General features: G+C 60.4%; 20 protein-coding genes and 1 tRNA gene. 4 read left to right on the forward strand and 17 right to left on the reverse strand.

From position 1 onward, the window contains the following. The first annotated feature begins 56 nt into the window (after positions 1–56). On the forward strand, positions 57–620 hold the full coding sequence (locus ACFSUD_RS00405) for a flavodoxin domain-containing protein (protein ID WP_386370282.1): 564 nt from the start codon (positions 57–59) through the stop codon (positions 618–620). A 128-nt stretch (positions 621–748) separates the two neighbouring features. On the opposite strand, the gene ACFSUD_RS00410 is transcribed toward ACFSUD_RS00405, so the two are convergent. The 8 genes from ACFSUD_RS00410 to ACFSUD_RS00445 form a co-directional block, all read right to left on the reverse strand. Next, on the reverse strand, positions 749–1189 hold the full coding sequence (locus ACFSUD_RS00410) for a c-type cytochrome (protein WP_386370284.1): 441 nt from the start codon (positions 1187–1189) through the stop codon (positions 749–751). Positions 1190–1204: 15 nt separating this feature from the next. Continuing rightward, on the reverse strand, positions 1205–2482 hold the full coding sequence (locus tag ACFSUD_RS00415; RefSeq protein ID WP_386370287.1) for an ABC transporter ATP-binding protein: 1278 nt from the start codon (positions 2480–2482) through the stop codon (positions 1205–1207). A gap of 21 nt (positions 2483–2503) precedes the next feature. Further along, complete coding sequence (locus ACFSUD_RS00420; protein ID WP_386370290.1) at positions 2504–2893, reverse strand: hypothetical protein; 390 nt, start codon at positions 2891–2893, stop codon at positions 2504–2506. A gap of 249 nt (positions 2894–3142) precedes the next feature. After that, positions 3143–3856: a copper-binding protein gene (locus ACFSUD_RS00425; RefSeq protein WP_386370293.1), complete on the reverse strand. Its 714-nt coding sequence runs from the start codon at positions 3854–3856 to the stop codon at positions 3143–3145. 46 nt (positions 3857–3902) lie between these two features. After that, complete coding sequence (locus tag ACFSUD_RS00430; RefSeq protein WP_386370296.1) at positions 3903–5261, reverse strand: multicopper oxidase family protein; 1359 nt, start codon at positions 5259–5261, stop codon at positions 3903–3905. A gap of 17 nt (positions 5262–5278) precedes the next feature. Further along, positions 5279–6745, reverse strand: coding sequence for a TolC family protein (locus ACFSUD_RS00435; RefSeq protein ID WP_386370299.1), 1467 nt, complete (start codon positions 6743–6745; stop codon positions 5279–5281). Next, positions 6745–7017: a hypothetical protein gene (locus ACFSUD_RS00440; RefSeq protein ID WP_386370302.1), complete on the reverse strand. Its 273-nt coding sequence runs from the start codon at positions 7015–7017 to the stop codon at positions 6745–6747. Before ACFSUD_RS00440 ends, ACFSUD_RS00435 begins: the two co-directional genes overlap by 1 nt. Positions 7018–7098: 81 nt before the next feature. Then, positions 7099–7494, reverse strand: coding sequence for a hypothetical protein (locus tag ACFSUD_RS00445; protein ID WP_386370305.1), 396 nt, complete (start codon positions 7492–7494; stop codon positions 7099–7101). A 331-nt stretch (positions 7495–7825) separates the two neighbouring features. Between ACFSUD_RS00445 and ACFSUD_RS00450 the strand changes: the two genes are divergently transcribed. Together ACFSUD_RS00450 and ACFSUD_RS00455 are read left to right on the forward strand one after the other, a co-directional pair. Continuing rightward, positions 7826–8779 carry a phosphotransferase gene (locus ACFSUD_RS00450; RefSeq protein WP_386370308.1) on the forward strand — a complete coding sequence of 318 codons (954 nt, stop codon included), beginning with the start codon at positions 7826–7828 and terminating at the stop codon, positions 8777–8779. Between the two features lie 146 nt (positions 8780–8925). Then, positions 8926–9966 (forward strand): glycosyltransferase, encoded by a 1041-nt coding sequence (locus ACFSUD_RS00455; protein ID WP_386370310.1) that lies wholly within the window; start codon positions 8926–8928, stop codon positions 9964–9966. 95 nt (positions 9967–10061) lie between these two features. Here the strand turns inward: ACFSUD_RS00455 and nirK are convergent, their stop codons facing one another. Both nirK and ACFSUD_RS00465 read right to left on the reverse strand, forming a co-directional pair. Then, on the reverse strand, positions 10062–11282 hold the full coding sequence (gene nirK / locus ACFSUD_RS00460) for a copper-containing nitrite reductase (protein ID WP_386370313.1): 1221 nt from the start codon (positions 11280–11282) through the stop codon (positions 10062–10064). Between the two features lie 56 nt (positions 11283–11338). After that, positions 11339–11767 (reverse strand): pseudoazurin, encoded by a 429-nt coding sequence (locus tag ACFSUD_RS00465; RefSeq protein WP_386370314.1) that lies wholly within the window; start codon positions 11765–11767, stop codon positions 11339–11341. Positions 11768–12095: 328 nt separating this feature from the next. On the opposite strand from ACFSUD_RS00465, the gene ACFSUD_RS00470 reads away from it, so the two are divergent. Continuing rightward, positions 12096–12251 (forward strand): hypothetical protein, encoded by a 156-nt coding sequence (locus ACFSUD_RS00470; RefSeq protein ID WP_386370316.1) that lies wholly within the window; start codon positions 12096–12098, stop codon positions 12249–12251. On the opposite strand, the gene ACFSUD_RS00475 is transcribed toward ACFSUD_RS00470, so the two are convergent. The 7 genes from ACFSUD_RS00475 to ACFSUD_RS00505 all read right to left on the reverse strand — a co-directional run bounded on the left by ACFSUD_RS00475 (position 12248) and on the right by ACFSUD_RS00505 (position 17285). Continuing rightward, positions 12248–12475 carry a hypothetical protein gene (locus ACFSUD_RS00475; protein ID WP_386370317.1) on the reverse strand — a complete coding sequence of 76 codons (228 nt, stop codon included), beginning with the start codon at positions 12473–12475 and terminating at the stop codon, positions 12248–12250. The genes ACFSUD_RS00470 and ACFSUD_RS00475 overlap by 4 nt on opposite strands. Before the next feature lie 224 nt (positions 12476–12699). Further along, entirely contained in the window at positions 12700–14313 is a 1614-nt protein-coding gene (locus ACFSUD_RS00480; protein ID WP_386370319.1) for a tyrosine-type recombinase/integrase, read from the reverse strand. Next, positions 14310–14690: a helix-turn-helix transcriptional regulator gene (locus ACFSUD_RS00485; protein ID WP_386370321.1), complete on the reverse strand. Its 381-nt coding sequence runs from the start codon at positions 14688–14690 to the stop codon at positions 14310–14312. Before ACFSUD_RS00485 ends, ACFSUD_RS00480 begins: the two co-directional genes overlap by 4 nt. Positions 14691–14904: 214 nt before the next feature. Further along, on the reverse strand, positions 14905–15117 hold the full coding sequence (locus ACFSUD_RS00490; RefSeq protein ID WP_386370324.1) for a MerR family transcriptional regulator: 213 nt from the start codon (positions 15115–15117) through the stop codon (positions 14905–14907). Between the two features lie 92 nt (positions 15118–15209). Next, positions 15210–15872: a hypothetical protein gene (locus tag ACFSUD_RS00495; RefSeq protein ID WP_386370327.1), complete on the reverse strand. Its 663-nt coding sequence runs from the start codon at positions 15870–15872 to the stop codon at positions 15210–15212. A gap of 11 nt (positions 15873–15883) precedes the next feature. Further along, positions 15884–17059, reverse strand: a complete 1176-nt coding sequence (locus ACFSUD_RS00500; RefSeq protein WP_386370330.1) for a tyrosine-type recombinase/integrase — start codon at positions 17057–17059, stop codon at positions 15884–15886. Positions 17060–17208: 149 nt separating this feature from the next. Continuing rightward, positions 17209–17285, reverse strand: a tRNA-Arg gene (locus ACFSUD_RS00505). Positions 17286–17328: the final 43 nt, after the last annotated feature.

Below are 17328 nucleotides of genomic sequence, written 5' to 3' on the forward strand. Positions count from 1 at the left end.
GTGCCTTATGATGAAGGGATCACAGCTGAACCACTCGCCGAACGGAAGGCCAAACAATGAAGATTCTTGTCGCATTCGCCACCGTCGAGGGCCAGACCCGAAAGATCGCCCGCCATATCCAGAAGGAGCTTGTCGACGCCGGTCATGAGGTCGAATTGTTCGATATCTCGCGGAAAACCTCGGCCGTTACCTTTCGGGATCTCGACAGGATCATTCTGGCAGGATCGGTTCACGAGCGCCGCCACCCCCAGACCTTCGAAGTATTCCTCGCCGCCCACCGCGACGAACTGCAGACCCACAACACATTATTACTGTCGGTCAGCCTGAATGCGGCCTTCGCGGAAGGGCGTGAAGAGGCAATGGAATATGTCACGGAGCTGGAGATGCGCACCCAATTCACACCGAACGCCGTCGCGCTGGTCGCCGGGGCGGTCAAGACCGGTGATTATGACTATTTCGCCACCCAGGTCCTACGCCACGTAGTATTGCGCGGGCATGATTATGATCCGGCTGACGGGGAGCACGAGTTTACCGACTGGACCCAACTCGCCGCGACGCTGTCCGATTTCATGACATCAGAAGACAGAACCGCCCCCGCCGTGCTGGCGTCGCGACGATAGGGAATGCCCGGCTGGGTCGGGCCCGACCTGAGCTTTGTTAACAAGCGAGGGCTTCGCGGCGAAAACCGTTCCTAAAGACCTGCGATCATCGAGAGTTGCCCGCGGCTGATCCTGGTCCTGCCACCGGGCTATTCGATCCCGTTCGCCCGTTGCAAAGCCCGGACATAGGCGACGATGTCGCGCACCTCGGCCTGGGTGATGCCCTCGATCGGCGGCATATTCCCGAAGTTCCAGTGATGGGCGCGCACGCCATTTTTGGCGGCGACAAGAAACGCCATGTCTCCGTGATGGCTCGGCTCGTAAATCTTGTGCACGAGCGGCGGCGCGATGCCGTCCTGGCCCTGAGCGTTGGCCCCGTGGCAGGTCGCACAGGTCGCGTCATAGGCGCGTTCACCCATCTTCTCCTGGTCGCTCAAACTGGCAGGCAGCGTGACCGCGACCAGTGCGCCTTCAGGCAAAGGCGTTTCCGCGACACCTGCGTTATTCGGGCCGCCGGAACGGTCCTGGGTGAGGTAAAAGATCAGGGCCGCAGCCGCGATAAGCAGCGCGATGATAGTTCCCCATTTCATGGTTTTTCTCCTTCGTTAAACAATCTGGCGACCTTCCATGGCAGTATTGATCCGCCGCAGTGGTACGGAGGTTCGGCGGGGGGACAACGGCAGGGTTGTCGCCTCGACCTCGCCTTCGGATGAGAAGAACGCATTGACTTCCTGATACCTGACCCGGCTGTCGGCCGACATCTGATAATAGCGGAACAATTCCCGCAGCGGCGCCGAGAAGTCCTTGTGCGCTGCCAGAACTGCAACAAGCGCGCCGAGGCTGATGCGGCCTTCGAGTACGAAATACCCGCCAAGCGAATAGAACAGGAACGGCGTCAGCGCGGTGAGGAAATTGTTGAGCGCCTTTAAGAAATATTTCAGCCGGAAGATGCGTCGCCGGATCTGTTCAAGCTCCCGAAACCCTCTGGCGCCGCGCCGCAGCCCGTCAGCGGCCGGACGCTCGAGGCTGAACTCTTCGCCCAGCTGCCGCCCCATCAGACGCACTTCGCGAATGCGCAGGCGCGACAATGCGTTGACCTTCTGCTGCAGGTTCGGCAGCAGAAGAATCTGCACCGGCAGGACCGTCAGCGCGGCGGCGCCGAGCAAGGGGTCCTGTACGAACATGAACAGCAGGATCGTCGCCAGCGTGCCGCCCTGCAGGATCGGCAGGGTCAGCACATCGGCGGCAAAACCGCCGATCGGCTCGACTTCCTGCGCGAGGATGGGGATGATCTCGCTCTGACGGTTGCGGGCTCCGGCCCGGCGCCACTGCCGGTAGACGAGCAATCTGAGGCGACGCAGGAACCGTTCCGCAAGATCGCCCTTGAGCACGTTGAGCGTGTATTTGTTGAGCCCGTTGAGGATGATCGCCACGAGATAGGTCAGGCAAAGCAGCGCCAGCAGCGCGACCTGATCGAGCTGAAACCCGAGGATCGCAACCGGAAACCGCTCCGCCTCAAGCGCATTGTTCACGATCTGCTTGGGCAATTCGAGGGTCACGTAGAGGATCGGCATCGCCAAAAGGCTGAGCAGGATCGTCAACGCCTGGCGATGACGCGAATGGCGTAGCACCATGCGCACGAGGCTCGGGTCGAGACCGCGGATCGGCGCCTGTACTTCCGGGCCGCGCGGCGGGCGCGACCGATAAGCCAGTCCCCAGCGCAGGACCAGATAAATCAGCGCGCCAACGAGCATTACCGGCATCGCGACAAGGATAAGGTGGATAAACGGATGAGCCCATGAAGGCACCGCATCGCCATATTCATAGCCGAACAGCGCGGCGATGTCATGCACGATCAGGTGGTATCTGTCCAAGAGATGCATCCGGTTCAGGCAGCCCGCAGATCAGGGCCGGGCAATCAGGGAGGAGGGCTGCTCGGGCTCGGTGCCGTGATCATGCACGACGAACAGACCGCGCAGCCCGGCCTCGAAATGACCGGGCAGCAGGCAGAGAAAATCAACCGGTTCGGTGCCGGTGAACCGCCAGATCAACTGGGCATCGCCTCCTGCGGGAATGCGGAGCGTGTCGGTGGTGTCGATCGGGGCTTGCGGATGGGCCGCGCGCCGGCTGCGAAGTTTCTCGACCTCGTGCTGCGCGCCGAGATATATCGCGTGCTCGCGCGGGCTTTCATTTCTGAAGGTGACCCGCATTGTCATGCCACTTTTCACATGCAGAGCTTGCGGCGAAAAGCGCATGTAGCCTGCCGGAGTCTCAACGAGGGTGATCGCGATCACGGTGTCTATCTCGGGCTCAGAAGCTGCCTGTGTTTCCACTTGTGTCCCGGGTTGATCGGCAGAGACGGGTTGGGCGTCCTGTTGTCCCGGACGCGCCAGGTCAACGGGTGCCGACGCCCCCGAAGCGGCGGGGATGGCGGCTAATCCGAGGCTCAAGGTGACAAGAAAGGGGCGCATGCTGGGCATTCCCGATATTCTGGCGAGGAAAGTTGCGGAGCCGGTCCGCGCGACCGGCCCCGCTTTGATGCGTTACTTCATCGCGACAACGGTCAGCTTGCCTTTGACCCGCTCGGCGACGAAGTCGATGTTCTGGCCTTCCTTCATCTTGCCGATCAGATCTTCATCCGCCCGGAACACCATGGTCATCGACGGCATGTCGAGGTTGACCAGCGGGCCGTGGATGATCGTCACCTTGCCGCCCTTGCTGTCGACCTTCTTGACCTTGCCGGTGGAATATTCGACCGGCGCTTCGGCCAGTTTCTCGGACACGGTGATCGGGCCATACATGCCGGACTGATAATGACCCGGGATCAGGCAGGCGAATTCGAACGTCCCGGCGTTGGCGAAGGTCCAGATCACCTCGCCTTCCTTGCCTGCATCGAGCCGGACGGAATTCGGGTCGTCATGCTCCATTTCCATCTTGGCCATCATCTCGCGGTGTTCGGCATTGCCATCCATCGTGTCGATGACGAACTCATGCTCGATCTCGCCCGCGTTCTTCACGTTGAAGCGGATGGTTTCACCTTGCTCGATGTCAAAGCTCTTCGGCTCGAACGCCATGCCCTCGTCGGTTTCGCGCATGGTCACGTCGATGGTGCGGGTCACATTGGCGGCCGTGCCGGGCAGGCCGATTTCCATCATCGCGGCGTGGTCCTCGCCATGGCCGCCGCCATGGCTGCCCGCCGCAAAGGCGGAGGTGGCGAATAACAGGGAGATACTGGTGCTCAGAAATAGGTTTTTCATCTGTTGGTCCTGTATGGTTTGAGGTTCGTTGATCCGGGGGCCGGTGTCAGCCCCGGGAGGTCGGTTTGGGCGTGATCACGGTCTTCGCGCTGCTGTTCTGCGCGAAATCGGGCAGTTCGCCCGTCCATTCATACGCCTGCTCGCCCGGCGGGTTTTCATACCAGCCGGGATCTTCGTAATCGTCCGCGCCGATGCCCTCGCGCACCTTCACGACCGAAAACATGCCGCCCATCTCCAGCGGGCCATGCGGCCCCCATCCGGCCATCATCGGCACGGTATTGTCGGGGATCGGCATCGACATTTCGCCCATATCCGCCATTCCGGCCGTGCCCATCGGCATGTATTCGGGCTGCAATGTGCGTATTTTGCGAGTCAAATTGGTTTTGTTGGTGCCGATGAAGGTCGGCACGTCATGGCCCATCGCGTTCATCGTGTGATGCGATTTGTGACAATGGATCGCCCAATCCCCCAGATGATCGGCTGTGAACTCATAGGCCCGCATCGCGCCCACCGGAATGTCGATCGAGACCTCGGGCCAGCGCGCCGATTCCGGCACCCAGCCGCCATCGGTGCAGGTGACCTCGAAATCATAGCCATGCATGTGGATCGGGTGGTTGGTCATGGTGAGGTTGCCGACCCGCACCCGCACCCGGTCGCCCCGGTTGACCACCAGCGGGTCGATGTCCGGAAAGATCCGGCTGTTCCAGGTCCAGAGGTTGAAATCGGTCATCTCCATGATCCGCGGCACATAGGTGCCCGGGTCGATGTCAAAGGCGTTGAGCATGATCAGGAAGTCGCGGTCCACCGGCATGAAGCTGGGGTCCTTGGGGTGCACGACAAACATGCCCATCATCCCCATCGCCATCTGCACCATCTCGTCGCCATGCGGGTGATACATGAAGGTGCCGGATTTGATCAGGTCGAACTCATAGACAAAGGTCTTGCCCGGCGGGATGCCGGGATGGCTGAGCCCGCCGACCCCGTCCATGCCCGAGGGCAGGATCAGCCCGTGCCAATGCACCGTGGTGTGCTCTGGCAGCTTGTTGGTCACATAGATCCGCACCCGGTCGCCCTCGACCGCCTCGATCGTCGGGCCGGTCGATTGGCCGTTATAGCCCCAGAGAAAGGCGGTCATGCCATCGGCAAGCTCACGCTCCACCGGCTCGGCCACAAGGTGGAATTCCTTCACGCCGTTGTTCATCCGGTGCGGCAGCGTCCAGCCGTTGAGCGTGACGACGGGATTGTAATCCGGTCCGCTGCTCGGCCGCGTCGGGCTCTGAGTCAGGGCGCTGTCCATCAGCGCGGCTTCGGGCAGGCCCATGTTGAGGGTCTGGCCCCAGGCTTTGGAGGAAACCAGGGTCGCGCCCGCGGCCCCGGCCCCCAGCAATTGGCGTCTGTTGATCATGTCATGTTGTCCTTTGCTCAATGTCCGGCACCGCCGCCACCGGCGGCGATGGCCACGGCCTCCCCGCCGCCGCCCGCGCCCGATCCGCCGCCGTAGATCGCCGCGCTCAGCCCCGCCGAGGCGAGCCAGAAGTCGCGCTTGGCATTGGCCGCCTCCAGCTCGCTCGACAGTTTCTCGCGGGTGTCGTTCAGCAGATCGAACGTGCTGGTGATCATGCCGTTGTTGCTCAGCAGCGCCTCTTCCTCGATGGTGCGGCGCAGCGGCAGGACCACCTGCCGGTAATGCTGCGCGATCTGATGGCTGGAGCGATAGGACGCCGCCGCCGCCCGCGCTTGCGAGCGCACGTTGACCGCCCGTTCGGCCAGCACATTGGCCGCCTGCAGATAGCTCAGCTCGGCGCTGCGCAGCCGGGCCTTGCCGCTGTCAAAGATCGGAATGGCGAATTCGAATTCGACCTGCGGGGTTGCGACGATTTCCTTGTCGCCGTCCTCAACCTCCTTCTCCAGCTCGACCCCGGCGATCACCTCCAGATCGGTGAGCGTCCGGGTCGCGTCGCTCAGCCCGAAGGCCCGCGCGGTGGCGGCCAGACCAAGCCGCGCCACCTCAAGATCGACCCGGTTGGCCAGCGCCAGCTGCTCGACATTGCCGGTGGATCTGATCCCGTTGGGCAGCGACGGCAGCGCGTCGGGCACGTAATAATTCACATCCGCGCCCCAAAGCCCCATCAGCCGCGTCAGCTGCTCCTTGGCGAGCTGCGCATCGAGCCGTGCGCGCGCTACCTGTCCGGCCATCTCGGCGTTGAACGCCTGTTCGCGGGCCTGCCCGGCCTTGTTGAGCGCGCCGGTCTTGCCGAGCTGCTGGGCCAGTTCCGCCGAGGCATCCGCGGTGGCGGCCGCCTTCTTCAGATAGGACAGCGTCTCGAAGGCGCCGACGGCGTTGATCCAGGCTTCGCGGGTTTCATTGGCGAGGCTCAGCGTGTCGTTGACCGCGCTCATCTGCGCCTGCTGGAACGCTGCTTCGGCCAGTGCCACGCGCTCCTTGCGGGTGCGCGCGTCGAGCAGGTTGACCGCAATGGCGCTTTCAATGGCGCGGTAGAGCCCGACTTCCGGTGCGCCGATGCCCATCAGCCCGATCGAGACCACCGGGTTCTCCGGCGTCGATTGCTGCCAGGCCTCCGCCGCGGACAGGCCGATCGCGGCATAGGAGGCCTGCAGCCCCTTGTTGTTCAGCAGCGCCGCCTGCACCGCCGTCTCGGCCGAGATCGTCTTGCCCTGCACCATGGCGCGGACCTGTTTGGACAGGTTAACGGTCTCGGCCTGCGACTGCGCCCAGACGGTGCGCTTGCCGATGGCCTTGGAAGTGCGGGCCTGCACCGTATCGAACCCGGCATCGCGGGCCGAGAAACGGGTCGGCACCTGCGGCGCGCTGCACGCGGCCAGCACCAGCGGCAGCAGGATCATCGTGGTTTTCATGCGATAACCCATCAATGCTGCTCCTGCTTCGGCGCTTGCTCGGCATTCAGCCGCCGCCAGTCCAGCGGCTCGACAACGCCGTAGCGCTGATACCCGGCGAAGGGGCTTTCGGCGCTGGCATGACTGGTGCCTCCCGGTGCGGCAGCGGCCTGAAGCGCACTGAGCTCGGGCAAGGGGGTCGGCTGTTGCACATAGACCGACGTGGGATCAGCGAAAAAGGCGGGCGCGTTGCTACATGCGCCGAGGGTCAGGGACAGCGCCCCTGCGATCATGGGAGATTTCATCTTGATAACCTGATTGATACGGGGAAACGGTCCCATGCAGAAAGTCGCATGGGAAAAGCCGCTCAGCGGCCGGGTATCAGATCAGGAGTTTGGCGGACGCAGGAAGCCGGAGGTGACAGTCCACGCCAGCTGCGCCAGCGGTGAAGGATCATGCCCGTCGTTGGCATGCTGCAAGAGCGCGATATCGGGCACTTCGAGGAAGGCAGCAAAACAGATGCCGCTGCAGCATTGATCCGCGTCATGCGGCGCGCCGAAGCTTGCGGTATCGGCATCGATGTCGGCCCGGCAATGTTCCGGCGTGACTTCCTCGGTTGTCATTCCATGCCCGACATGGACCACGTGATCTCCGGCCATCCCCACCTCATGCATGCCGCTTTGCGCATGCGCCGAGGACGGCGGCAGCAGCACGACAGCCAGCACCAGCGTCAGGCTGGCCAGCGCGCGTAGGGCGAGAGTAAGGACGGAACTGCTGCTCATTGTGCAAAGGCATGACGGATCGCCCGGCACCCGTCAACAGCTACTGCGCTGGAAGGTTTGAGAGTTTTTCATGATGCGCGGCGCGACTTCCGGTGGGCCGGTAATGTAGAGGAAGACTTCGAGCGCGGACCTTCTGGTAGACCGGCATGAAGCGCTCATATTTGCCATGGCGCTGTGATGAGCCGCTCAATACGGCCCGTTGCCATGCAATCAAGCACTCGGTCGCAACTTCAGCAGACAACGGCTTAACTTCACTGAGGGATTCTTTAAACATGCCGATATCAAAACAGATGTCTTGCCTGCTGAGCCAAGGCCGATTGGATCAATTGGAATGAAACATGATTTCTGGTCGGAAGAATCCGTTACAGCCCGTCTTGATGCCGCCAATTCGCTTACCTTGAACCTCACCCGCCATCCAGAGGTTCAGACGTTTGCATTAGACCAGGAAATCAAAGCTTCCGACGAGGCCAGAGTCTACCGGGCAACGCTGAATGGCGCTCCGGTTATTATCAAACGCTTTCATTCAAGCAACAAGGCAGAGATCGTTCTACGTGCCAAGACCGAATTGGATCACCTGGAAAGGGTTTTCAAGGATGGTGATTGTCAAGCGAACCGATGCGTCCTGGCAGCCCCGGAAGAGGGCATACTCGTGCTGAGCTACGCGCCCGGACGTCGCCTCGATGAAGTGCTCGACAATTTATCCGGCGAGGCCCGAGAAAAGGTGTTGGCGCATTGCGGGCGCTGGATAGTGCAATATGCAGAGGGCCGATCAGAAAAATCCAGGTTCTGGCCCAGACGTTGGATAGGATTGCTTGAAGGCCGATCACTTGATCATATCAGCAATCCTGACGACCTCGCTTTGCTTGATCGACTTTTCAAAGCGCTTCGGCGCAGGGTCCCGATTGTTCGAGAAGTCACGGCGCTCAGGGCGGCGGTCCATGGTGACTTCGTCGGCATGAATGCGCATTATTGCGAGGGCGTCCTCTACGGCTTCGACACGCAGGGCGAGTGCTGGATGTTCGTCGCACGCGAGGTTGCCCGATTTCTTGTGTGGCAGCAGATTCACGACAACACGATCGGGGCAGCGCGTAAATTCGGCATATATCAGGCGGATTGGAAGGCGATGCTGTCAAGTGGCGTGCTGAGCGAAGAGGAACAGAGCACGACCCTTCCCTTCTTCGTAGGTGAACAGCTATACGTCCGTTTTGTGAATGACTATCATCGCGAACGGATCAGGGCGAATTGCCAGTCGGGCATCAAGTCGTTTCTTGCCGAGGCATGGTAGCATGAAGCGAACAGCCAGGAAGGGGTATTGATGCCCATGCCGACTGGCTCGCCGCTCCCGTCTTGGGGGTGCACTTCTCCGCCGAGCGATAGATCCGAATACCCGATTCATGAAGCGGCAAATGCGATGCCTGTCAGGGGGCTGTCTTGAGCAAAGCGCTGAAGTTTCAACACCGGATCAAGATCGAGCGGCTTTTTGACAAACGGAAGGCTCAGGAACTCACCGGGTTTCTGCAAAAACTTTCCGGGCGCGGGTTTGATGTCGCCGGTGTTCCGTTTCGGTTGTTGGACAGGGCATTATCGACCAATCACACGGAGGGGCTGGAACATATGGCCGACCTGGCCAATGTGACCCGGGGCGGCCAGCCACGGCTGTTTCGATCCATCGTTGAGGACATGAGCAAACATGGCCAGAGCTCCCTTTGCAGCCTTATCCGTGATGCCGAGGCCCATCCGATGACACGCTTTGAGGCAATGGGCTGGACGGTCTTCCTGCGCAATCGTGCAAATCTTCCTGAAAACGGCACACCTGTTTCGGACATCTTCCAATTCTGGGATAATCCCGACCCGCCGGACGAGATCGAAATCGGCCGCGATGCATGGGCGGAAATCCCTCACCCTGGGGAATGGTACTCCGAAGGAACCGCGACGGACTACATCACCGCGCATTTCGGCAGAGACGCAGCCAAGCAATTTCAGGAATTGTGGCATCCGGCCTCGAAGTCCGATCTTTTCAGGCTCTACCGGTTGGTGCGGGAAGGAGGCATATATGCCGATGCCGACAGTCTCCCGGGTCCAGGCCTTGCGGCATTTGCGAAATTGGCCGGTACAGAAGCCTGGGCGACATCGATGACGAATGTACCGAATTGCGTCGCAAACAATTACTTCCTAGCCGGACCACCGAATTCACCCGTGTTCGAGGGCTTTCTGAACCACGTTTTGCGCAACCTCGTGGAGCAGCCGGTTGAGGGGATATTCTGGCTTTCCGGTCCGGGCGCCTTCACCCATTACTTGTACGAAACCCCGTCGGACATTTGCCTTTTACCCAGAGGCACGCAAAAGGAACATCTCTTCTCGCAGTTTGATGCTGCCTACAAGCACACCGATAGCAATTGGCGCGTCTACGAACATGCAAGAGGTCTGACGAATGACAGTAGTCTTCGGCACGTCTTGGCATTTCTGGAATAGGCAGACCGGCATAGGCGCGAAATCTGACATTGAGGAAAGTGCGGGCTGAGTCCGGCGCTATTGCGATCGTGCTTGCCCGAAGGCCCGCTCTCCTGTCAGACCGAACTCTGCCGTGGTGGTACCAGCTGTTCCATCAGATCGTTATCCCACTCCCCGTCGACCACGAAATGCGCGGTGGCACCGAGCATGGTCGCCTCGATCAGGTTGTGGTTCACATAGGCATAGACGCCCGGCTGCGCGAACGTATACATTGCCGCCCCGGCGCTGCCGCCACGGATGAACCAGGTTTCCATCCCGGTCTGCGGCGCATCGCTGAACGAGCCGCCTTCCCAGACGAAATCGCCGTGCCCCCCGATCAGATGGGGCCGTGTATCGCGGTTGGCCTGGTTGTGGATCATCAACACGGTCTCGCCCACCTTCGCGCGCAACGCGTTGATCCCGGTCAGCGCCCCGACCGATCCATTGAATACCGAATGGGTCGGTGTGAGACTGCGCATCGCCTCGAGCGCTTCGGCGTAATCGTCACCGGCATTGGCATAGGTCTTGAAGGTGCCGTCCTGCTTGCGCGGCAGATAGTAATCCTGCTCGCCGATATAGGCGATCCGGTCATAAGTCAGCGCCCTGCCCGCGCCATCCTTCAGCCCGTCGCGCGGCAGCACCATCACCGCACCGTTCATGCCATGACAGACATGATAGGGGATCATCGCCCCGCCCGGGGCGCAGTGATAGGTGAAGACACCCGGCTTGGTCGCCTTCCAGCGCAGCACGGTTTCCTCGCCGGGATAGATATGGGTCAGCGCCCCGCCGCCCAGCGCACCGGTCGCGGCGTGAAAGTCGATGTTGTGTTCCAGCTGGTTGCGCCCAAGGCTCTTCAGGGTCAGCTCGACGTAATCGTCCTGATGCACGATGATCAGCGGACCGGGGACCGAGCCGTTATAGGTCATCGCCCAGATCGAGGCACCGGTGTCCTCGTCGACCACCATCAGGCGTTCATCAACCACCAGTTCGACTTCGACGATCTTCGGATCGCCCTGCGCCACCTGCTCATGCTGTGGCGCGAAAGGCGGGCGGACCATCACCTGCCTGACCCGCTCCAGACCTGACAGGTCCACGGGTTCCGCATTGCTCATCTGCTGCATCTGAACGCGCATGGCCTTGTCATCCGGCAGCGCGAATGTCGAAGGTGCAAAGGGCGCGCGCAGTGACGCCGCGGAGGCCAAAGTCCCGGTCAGGGCGGCGGCACCGGCAAGCGCGGTACCGCGCAGCACATTGCGGCGGCCGGGGGATTGCGGGACATCATTGGCTGATCGTTTCATGTCACTCTCCTTGAGTGCGCACGCGACCCGCCTTGCGGATCGCCGCGATGGTCGGATTACTTGTCAGCCACCTGCGCTTCGAAACGCTCCCTGGCGTTTTTCGGCAGGCGACCGGCGAGGAAGTCGGCGGGCATGTCGGCGTCCCCCACCGCGATGGTCATTACCATGCCCATGGCGAAATGCGGTGTGCACTTGACCCCGTAGTAGCCGGGTATGTCCAGGGTCACTTCGATCTCTTCGTCGATCCTGCCGTTGAACGCCTCGGCGCCTTCTGGGATCATGCCGTCGATGCTGGCCGCATTATGGCTCTTGTCGGTGGCGATGAACTTGACCGTGTCGCCGGGTTGGACCTGCACGAAACCGGGCTCGAATACCATCGACCCGGCTTCGCCCCGGTTGAGCATCTGCACCTCGACAGTGGCGGCCTGGGCAGCGCCTGACAGCATCAGGCAGGCAGCAAAGATCGCTGCTTTGCGGATGAACATCTCGTTTCCTTCCCTTGTTTAACTGCTCTGCGAGACTGTTGTAGCAACGCGCCAGATGCGGGACTTTGATCCAGCGCAACTTGTCTGCAGAAAGTCGCAGCTGAAACTATCAGGAAGCTCTTGGCAGCTTCGGATCGCACGTGCGCCATTCCTGAACCGTCAGGAGCACGTCCTGAAACTCGAGCGAAACACGCTGGTATTGGAATAAAGTTACTTGGCGATGCGCGCGGTCAGACTGTCCTATTCGACCGCCATCACCGGGCTATTGCCGCGCAGGTTCTGCGGGATTTGCCCGAGGAAATTGCCGGTGCACATGGAGGGCTCCCGCATGACGCCGTCGCTGAACCCGGCCTTCTGCGCGGCCTGCCAGAGCGCCTTCGGTGCCTTGGCCGAGACGCAAATCTTCGGTGATCTGGAAGTCGATACCGGGGGTGTCGGCGTGTTTGGACGCCGCGACCGCCTTGGAGCCCGGTGCCTTCTTTAGTCGTCGCTTTCCGGGGGCGGATACAGGTCGTCCCTGACGATTTCCTGTGCCTCCAGACAGTTCATCCCCTGCCCCATCAACTGGACTACCGTTTCCGCGATCCGGCGCCCTCGGCGATGTGCTTCCATTTCCAGCGTCCCGCTCTTCACCAACCGGCGATACCTCTTCGGGTGCCATTCCTTCCAATGGTGCATCAGGGTCGAGGCGTATTCTTCCGCCAGCATCATCGCTCTCCGCTTGGGGGTCGATGGACAGGCTGCCAGAGGTCACCTCTTCGGTAAAGCGCACGGCATTCCTTTTACGATCAAAGGTTTTCCCGCCAAGGTTATCGCCGGATAGGCCGCGATATGCAGCGCATGGCGGATTGCGGATTCTGGCTTGCGACGAACCGCCCGCAAAACGTACAGCCATGGCGCAGTTTGGAGAGTCACTTCGACGCTACTTTGGCTCAATCGATTACGTCCTCCCCGTCACGCGACTGCTCACGCCTCTTCGCCAAACGTCGGGCGATTCGGTGTTCCTCGGTACCCCGCGTGAAGCGATTTTCATAGTAATCGATGATCATCGTCGCCTCCTCCTCGGTGACCAGGTCGTCAGCGCCGAGCCCTTCCATGATCCCTCGGCGGTGTTGATCCGACATCTTCGCATAATGCGCTTCGGTGATGCGCTCTGTGGAATGCCCCAGGTTGAGGGACCACGCTTTGCGTCGCTCCATGCTCGAGCAAAGGGAGTCGCCCAGCGCCTTTAGGGTATGACGCGCAGAATGGGGCGAGCAATTCCGATCAATCAGCGCGGTGGCCCGCTGGAAAGCAGCTTGCAAGGCCCGTGCGGTGCGCATCGGTTCGACTCTGGCCAGCTCCGGAGAGCGCTCAGTCAGATTTGACGCATCAGGGAACACCGCGTCGCGTGGCTCAAATCCCCATTCGAGAAGCTCCTCCAGCCAGGCAAGAAATATGTCCTGGAACACATCAGTCCTCGCAAACCAGTAAACTCTGAAACTCTTGCCATTCTTGGCTTCCATCTCGCGAGCGTCCTGCACCACCTCCTTCTTTTCGATGTCGACATGTTTCAGCCGTAGGGAGGCGAGCGCAGATGCGCGCAAGCCAGAAACATAGGCAAAAGCGACCATGGCGCGGTCGCGCCGCTCGACGCGCGTCTTTCCCGGCATTTTGCGCACCATGCTTTCTGCCTCCTCGATGGTCAGAAAGTCACGATCATCCCGAGGCAGGGTCTTTGCGCGACTGGCTCGGGGCAGCTCGAAGTAGGCCGGAATATTCCCGCTGAGACGTCTGTAACCGTCCTGATGACACAGCCACTGAAAGAAAGCCCGCAGATGGGCAACGCGGTGACGAATGGTGGAGCTGCTCAAACCGCCTTCCGGCTTCTGCAGCTGGCCGAGTTTTACCAGGTGATCGCGATAGGCTCCGGCATCCTTCGGCGACACCTTGTCGAAAGGTTTGCCCCCTAGAAAGCTCTCGAAATCCCGGATGCTATAGAGGTGCGCCTGGACGGTTTTGAGATCATAGCGCCCGGCGTAGCTCTGCCATTCATGTAGGACCCTGTCGTTGGCGTTGTACCAATCGGAGGCGTGAACCGTGGCTTTATTCCCAATACAGGCTGGGATGTTGCCAGTTAATTCGTCAGTCCAAGCCAGGCTGGTGTTGGTCGCTATGCAGTTTTGAACGATGTCGCATTCTGTCACACCTAGTAACTTCGACACGTTCGCTCTGCAGTCGGGGCATACCCCGAGAGCCATCGCCCTACCCTTCGAAGTCGTCGAAATTCTCAGCGACTCCGTGTCCGGAAAGACGGCAGAGCTGCATGCCAAACAATTGAACTCTCCATGCTTCAGGTTTTTCCGATCCTTGGTTTCTCGGGCCTTGTGGAACCGCTGAAGCTCAGCCCCACGAAAGACATATGGGCGACGCTCGTCAGATTTGCGGAGCCCGGAATGTATCCAGTTTGTCACCGTGTTTCGGGTGACGTTATAGACCCCGCAGATCTCCTCGACAGAATAGACCTGGGCGGCAAAGACGCGAACCTTTCGATGAGCACGGGTCATTTGCGCACCTGCCCGGAATGATCAGCAACGGCCGTGGCGGTCGGTTCCCGGTTGAACCTGCGTTCAAACTCCATGAGGGTGGACAGCTTCCATCGCGTGCTATGGGGCGCGATTTTGACCGGAGGTGGAAGCTGACCATTTTTTTTGCGCCTCCAGACCGTTTGGCGGGAAATGCCGTAGCGCGCCGCAACCTCTCTGTCCTTCAGGTAGCGCTCCTCCGCCGCAGGGAGCAGGGGCTCCTGCCCGGTATCATGTTGTTCGGGAACGGCTGCTGCCTTCGTGGTATTCGGCGCCGATTTGGCAGGCCCTCCTTTGACCTCGGCGGGCAAATTTCCGAAAAGGTCGCCCTGGACCGCCGTGCGATTCCTTTTCAACATGTGCGCCCCCGCCAATGCAATTGCGCGTTGTGCACGATGGAGGCTGAACTCGCGGCGACCGGTACGCACCCTTCCGCATCTCGGTACGAATATCCTTCCCCTGCCATGTCACGGCGCGCGGACCACGCCGGACAGAGCACGGAAACCGCCCAGCGCAGGAGCACGCTTTTGCAGAATGGAAACAAGCTCTGCGGTAGGAGAATAGGAGCACCCATCATGATGTCCCCCGTACCGAAGGATCGACGCGCCCCGCCTCGACCCAGGCGTTGAGGTCCGCCCCGCGATAGATGATTTTCCGTCCCAGTCGGTAGAAGGCGGGGCCTTTCATCTTGTGACGCCACTGCGCGAGTTTGTCGCGGTCGCCGATGATATCGAGCTCGGGATCGCCCAGGACGTAGCTGCGATCATTTTCAAAGAGATTGGGCACCGTCTATTTTCCTTTCGTTGCCGTGGTTGACAACGAATGGATGGGCCAAATCTTCCACCGTCCGGCAGTCCCCGATTTCGAAATCGGGGACCCTAAACTATTGGATTATATGGAAAGTAAATCTGGCACTTTGGGTCGACATAGGGGCTTTTGTGGCTCCTCGGACAGTTCTGGCTCAGGGTGCGGCGAATCATTTCGGCGTTAATGAGAACATCCGGTCCCCAGTCGGGGGCGTTCTTAAATTCATCCATGGCGATGCCCAGATGGACGACACCACGGTAGGTTTTCCAGATTTCTCGCAACGTATCGACATCTCTTGCACCGGTGATCCCAAGGTCCTTTGCATCGTGTCGAACTTGTTCCAGGATTCCGAAGTCCGATTGAACACCGTGAAACGTCCCTTCCCTGATCGAGAGCAGGACCTGCTTCCCGATGTGCTCGGCAACGTTGAGCTTGCGTTCATTGCCTCTTCCGTTCGCGCCTTCATATCTCCCTACGGTCTGAGTGAATTCACGGATCATCTCTGGGGCATCCATTGCCAGCTCCGCCATATCTCGCAAAAGTTCGACATTGCTCGACCCCGACATGCCGGTCGTCTCCTTGTCGGAAATCTGCAGTTTGAGCCATTCCATCTTGACCTCATGTCTGACGTTATGGATCGAGCGCATCCGTTTCTCGTGATCCGACTCGCTTACGGCAATTCTAAAGAGTTCCAGATAATGAACCTCAGCTCCGTTGATCGCTACCTTGTACATCACACCCCCTTTTAAACGCTGTTACCTTCGACGAATCGAGACCATTTGCGCATCAATGCGCGGCGCTGGTCCAGCAGGTCGGACCGCGCATAGGCCCGCTCGACATCCGAGCCCACCAGATGGGCGAGGCTTTTCTCGGCGACTTCGCGCGGGACATTCGCCACCTCGCCAGCCCAGTCCCTGAATGTGGAGCGGAACCCATGCACGGTGATGCCCGCTACATTCATTCGGCGCAGGAGCATCAACATCGACATGTTGGAAAGCGGCTGGTGCCGCTTCTGTCCCTCGAACACGTAGTCAGACTGCAGGACTCTCAGCGGCTCGATGATTGCCAGCATCTCGTCGGTCAGCGGCACCCGATGCGCTTCGCCGGTCTTCATCCGCTCCGCCGGGCAGGTCCACAGACGTTCCTCAAGATCGATCTCCTCCCAGCGCAGCCCGAGCACCTCGCCGGTTCGGGACCCTGTGAGGCAGGTGAACATCAGCGCCTTGGCCGCCATGGCCTTGCGTGTTCTCAGCTCGGCGTAGAAGGCAGGGACATCCTGCCAGCCCATCGCCTGGTGATGTTTCACCTTGGCCTTGACCTTGGGCAGCACCTGCGCGTCCTTGATCGCCGTCACCGGGTTTTCGCCCGACCGGAACCCCTTCGAACGCGCGACGTCGAGCACCGTCTTGATCCTCTGCGCCAAGCGTTTCGCCGTCTCGTGTTTCTCGGTCCAGATCGGCGCGAGGCACATCATCACCTCCGGCTGACCGATGCTGTCGATCGGCATCCGCCCGATTTTCGGGAAGGCATAGTCGCGCAGCGTATTGATCCACTGCTGGCCATGTTTGGCGTTCTTCCACGTCGGCATCCGGTCGATATGGACCTGTTGCGCCACTTCCTCGAAAGTCGGCATCTCCTGGCGCGCATTGAACCGCGGGTTCAGCCCTTGCTTGGCCATCCGGCGATATTCCAGCGCGCGTTCGCGCGCTTGGTTCAAGGTTACGATGTCCGCACCACCGAGACCGAAGTCGGTGCGCAGCGGAGCACCCTTCTTGTTCTTCTGCCCCTTGACCACCACCCGCACGATCCAACGCCGCGCTCCGGATGGATCGACCACCAGATACAGGCCATTGCCGTCACCGTGACGCCCAGCGCCCAGGTTCTCGACTAGCTTCTTCGTCAGCTTCCCGGACAGCGCCATAGAAACATACCACAATTCATACCACTCAAGGAACGAACATAGACATCATCGGAAGAAACTCAAGGCGATGTGGATTCCGGCTAAGCCCAGCCATACAAATGAAAAAGGCCGCCAGAGGCGACCTAATCAAATCATATGAAATGGTATAGTGGCGGACCGAGGAGGATTCGAACCCCCGACCCCTTGATTCGTAGTCAAGTACTCTATCCAGCTGAGCTATCGGTCCACTGGGGCGGGGTTTAGTGTTGTGGGGCGGTGGGCGCAAGCCC

The sequence above is a fragment of the Sulfitobacter aestuarii genome (assembly GCF_042685005.1).
Classification (GTDB): Bacteria; Pseudomonadota; Alphaproteobacteria; order Rhodobacterales; family Rhodobacteraceae; genus Sulfitobacter; species Sulfitobacter aestuarii.

Bases quoted from the DNA above. Each gene is read 5' to 3' on its own strand.
- ACFSUD_RS00405 (WP_386370282.1), top strand. From the start codon at position 57: ATGAAGATTCTTGTCGCATTCGCCACCGTCGAGGGCCAGACCCGAAAG.
- ACFSUD_RS00410 (WP_386370284.1), bottom strand. From the start codon at position 1,189: ATGAAATGGGGAACTATCATCGCGCTGCTTATCGCGGCTGCGGCCCTG.
- ACFSUD_RS00415 (WP_386370287.1), bottom strand. From the start codon at position 2,482: ATGCATCTCTTGGACAGATACCACCTGATCGTGCATGACATCGCCGCG.
- ACFSUD_RS00425 (WP_386370293.1), bottom strand. From the start codon at position 3,856: ATGAAAAACCTATTTCTGAGCACCAGTATCTCCCTGTTATTCGCCACC.
- ACFSUD_RS00430 (WP_386370296.1), bottom strand. From the start codon at position 5,261: ATGATCAACAGACGCCAATTGCTGGGGGCCGGGGCCGCGGGCGCGACC.
- ACFSUD_RS00435 (WP_386370299.1), bottom strand. From the start codon at position 6,745: ATGGGTTATCGCATGAAAACCACGATGATCCTGCTGCCGCTGGTGCTG.
- ACFSUD_RS00440 (WP_386370302.1), bottom strand. From the start codon at position 7,017: ATGAAATCTCCCATGATCGCAGGGGCGCTGTCCCTGACCCTCGGCGCA.
- ACFSUD_RS00445 (WP_386370305.1), bottom strand. From the start codon at position 7,494: ATGAGCAGCAGTTCCGTCCTTACTCTCGCCCTACGCGCGCTGGCCAGC.
- ACFSUD_RS00450 (WP_386370308.1), top strand. From the start codon at position 7,826: ATGAAACATGATTTCTGGTCGGAAGAATCCGTTACAGCCCGTCTTGAT.
- nirK (WP_386370313.1), bottom strand. From the start codon at position 11,282: ATGAAACGATCAGCCAATGATGTCCCGCAATCCCCCGGCCGCCGCAAT.
- ACFSUD_RS00465 (WP_386370314.1), bottom strand. From the start codon at position 11,767: ATGTTCATCCGCAAAGCAGCGATCTTTGCTGCCTGCCTGATGCTGTCA.
- ACFSUD_RS00470 (WP_386370316.1), top strand. From the start codon at position 12,096: ATGACGCCGTCGCTGAACCCGGCCTTCTGCGCGGCCTGCCAGAGCGCC.
- ACFSUD_RS00475 (WP_386370317.1), bottom strand. From the start codon at position 12,475: ATGCTGGCGGAAGAATACGCCTCGACCCTGATGCACCATTGGAAGGAA.
- ACFSUD_RS00480 (WP_386370319.1), bottom strand. From the start codon at position 14,313: ATGACCCGTGCTCATCGAAAGGTTCGCGTCTTTGCCGCCCAGGTCTAT.
- ACFSUD_RS00485 (WP_386370321.1), bottom strand. From the start codon at position 14,690: ATGTTGAAAAGGAATCGCACGGCGGTCCAGGGCGACCTTTTCGGAAAT.
- ACFSUD_RS00495 (WP_386370327.1), bottom strand. From the start codon at position 15,872: ATGTACAAGGTAGCGATCAACGGAGCTGAGGTTCATTATCTGGAACTC.
- ACFSUD_RS00500 (WP_386370330.1), bottom strand. From the start codon at position 17,059: ATGGCGCTGTCCGGGAAGCTGACGAAGAAGCTAGTCGAGAACCTGGGC.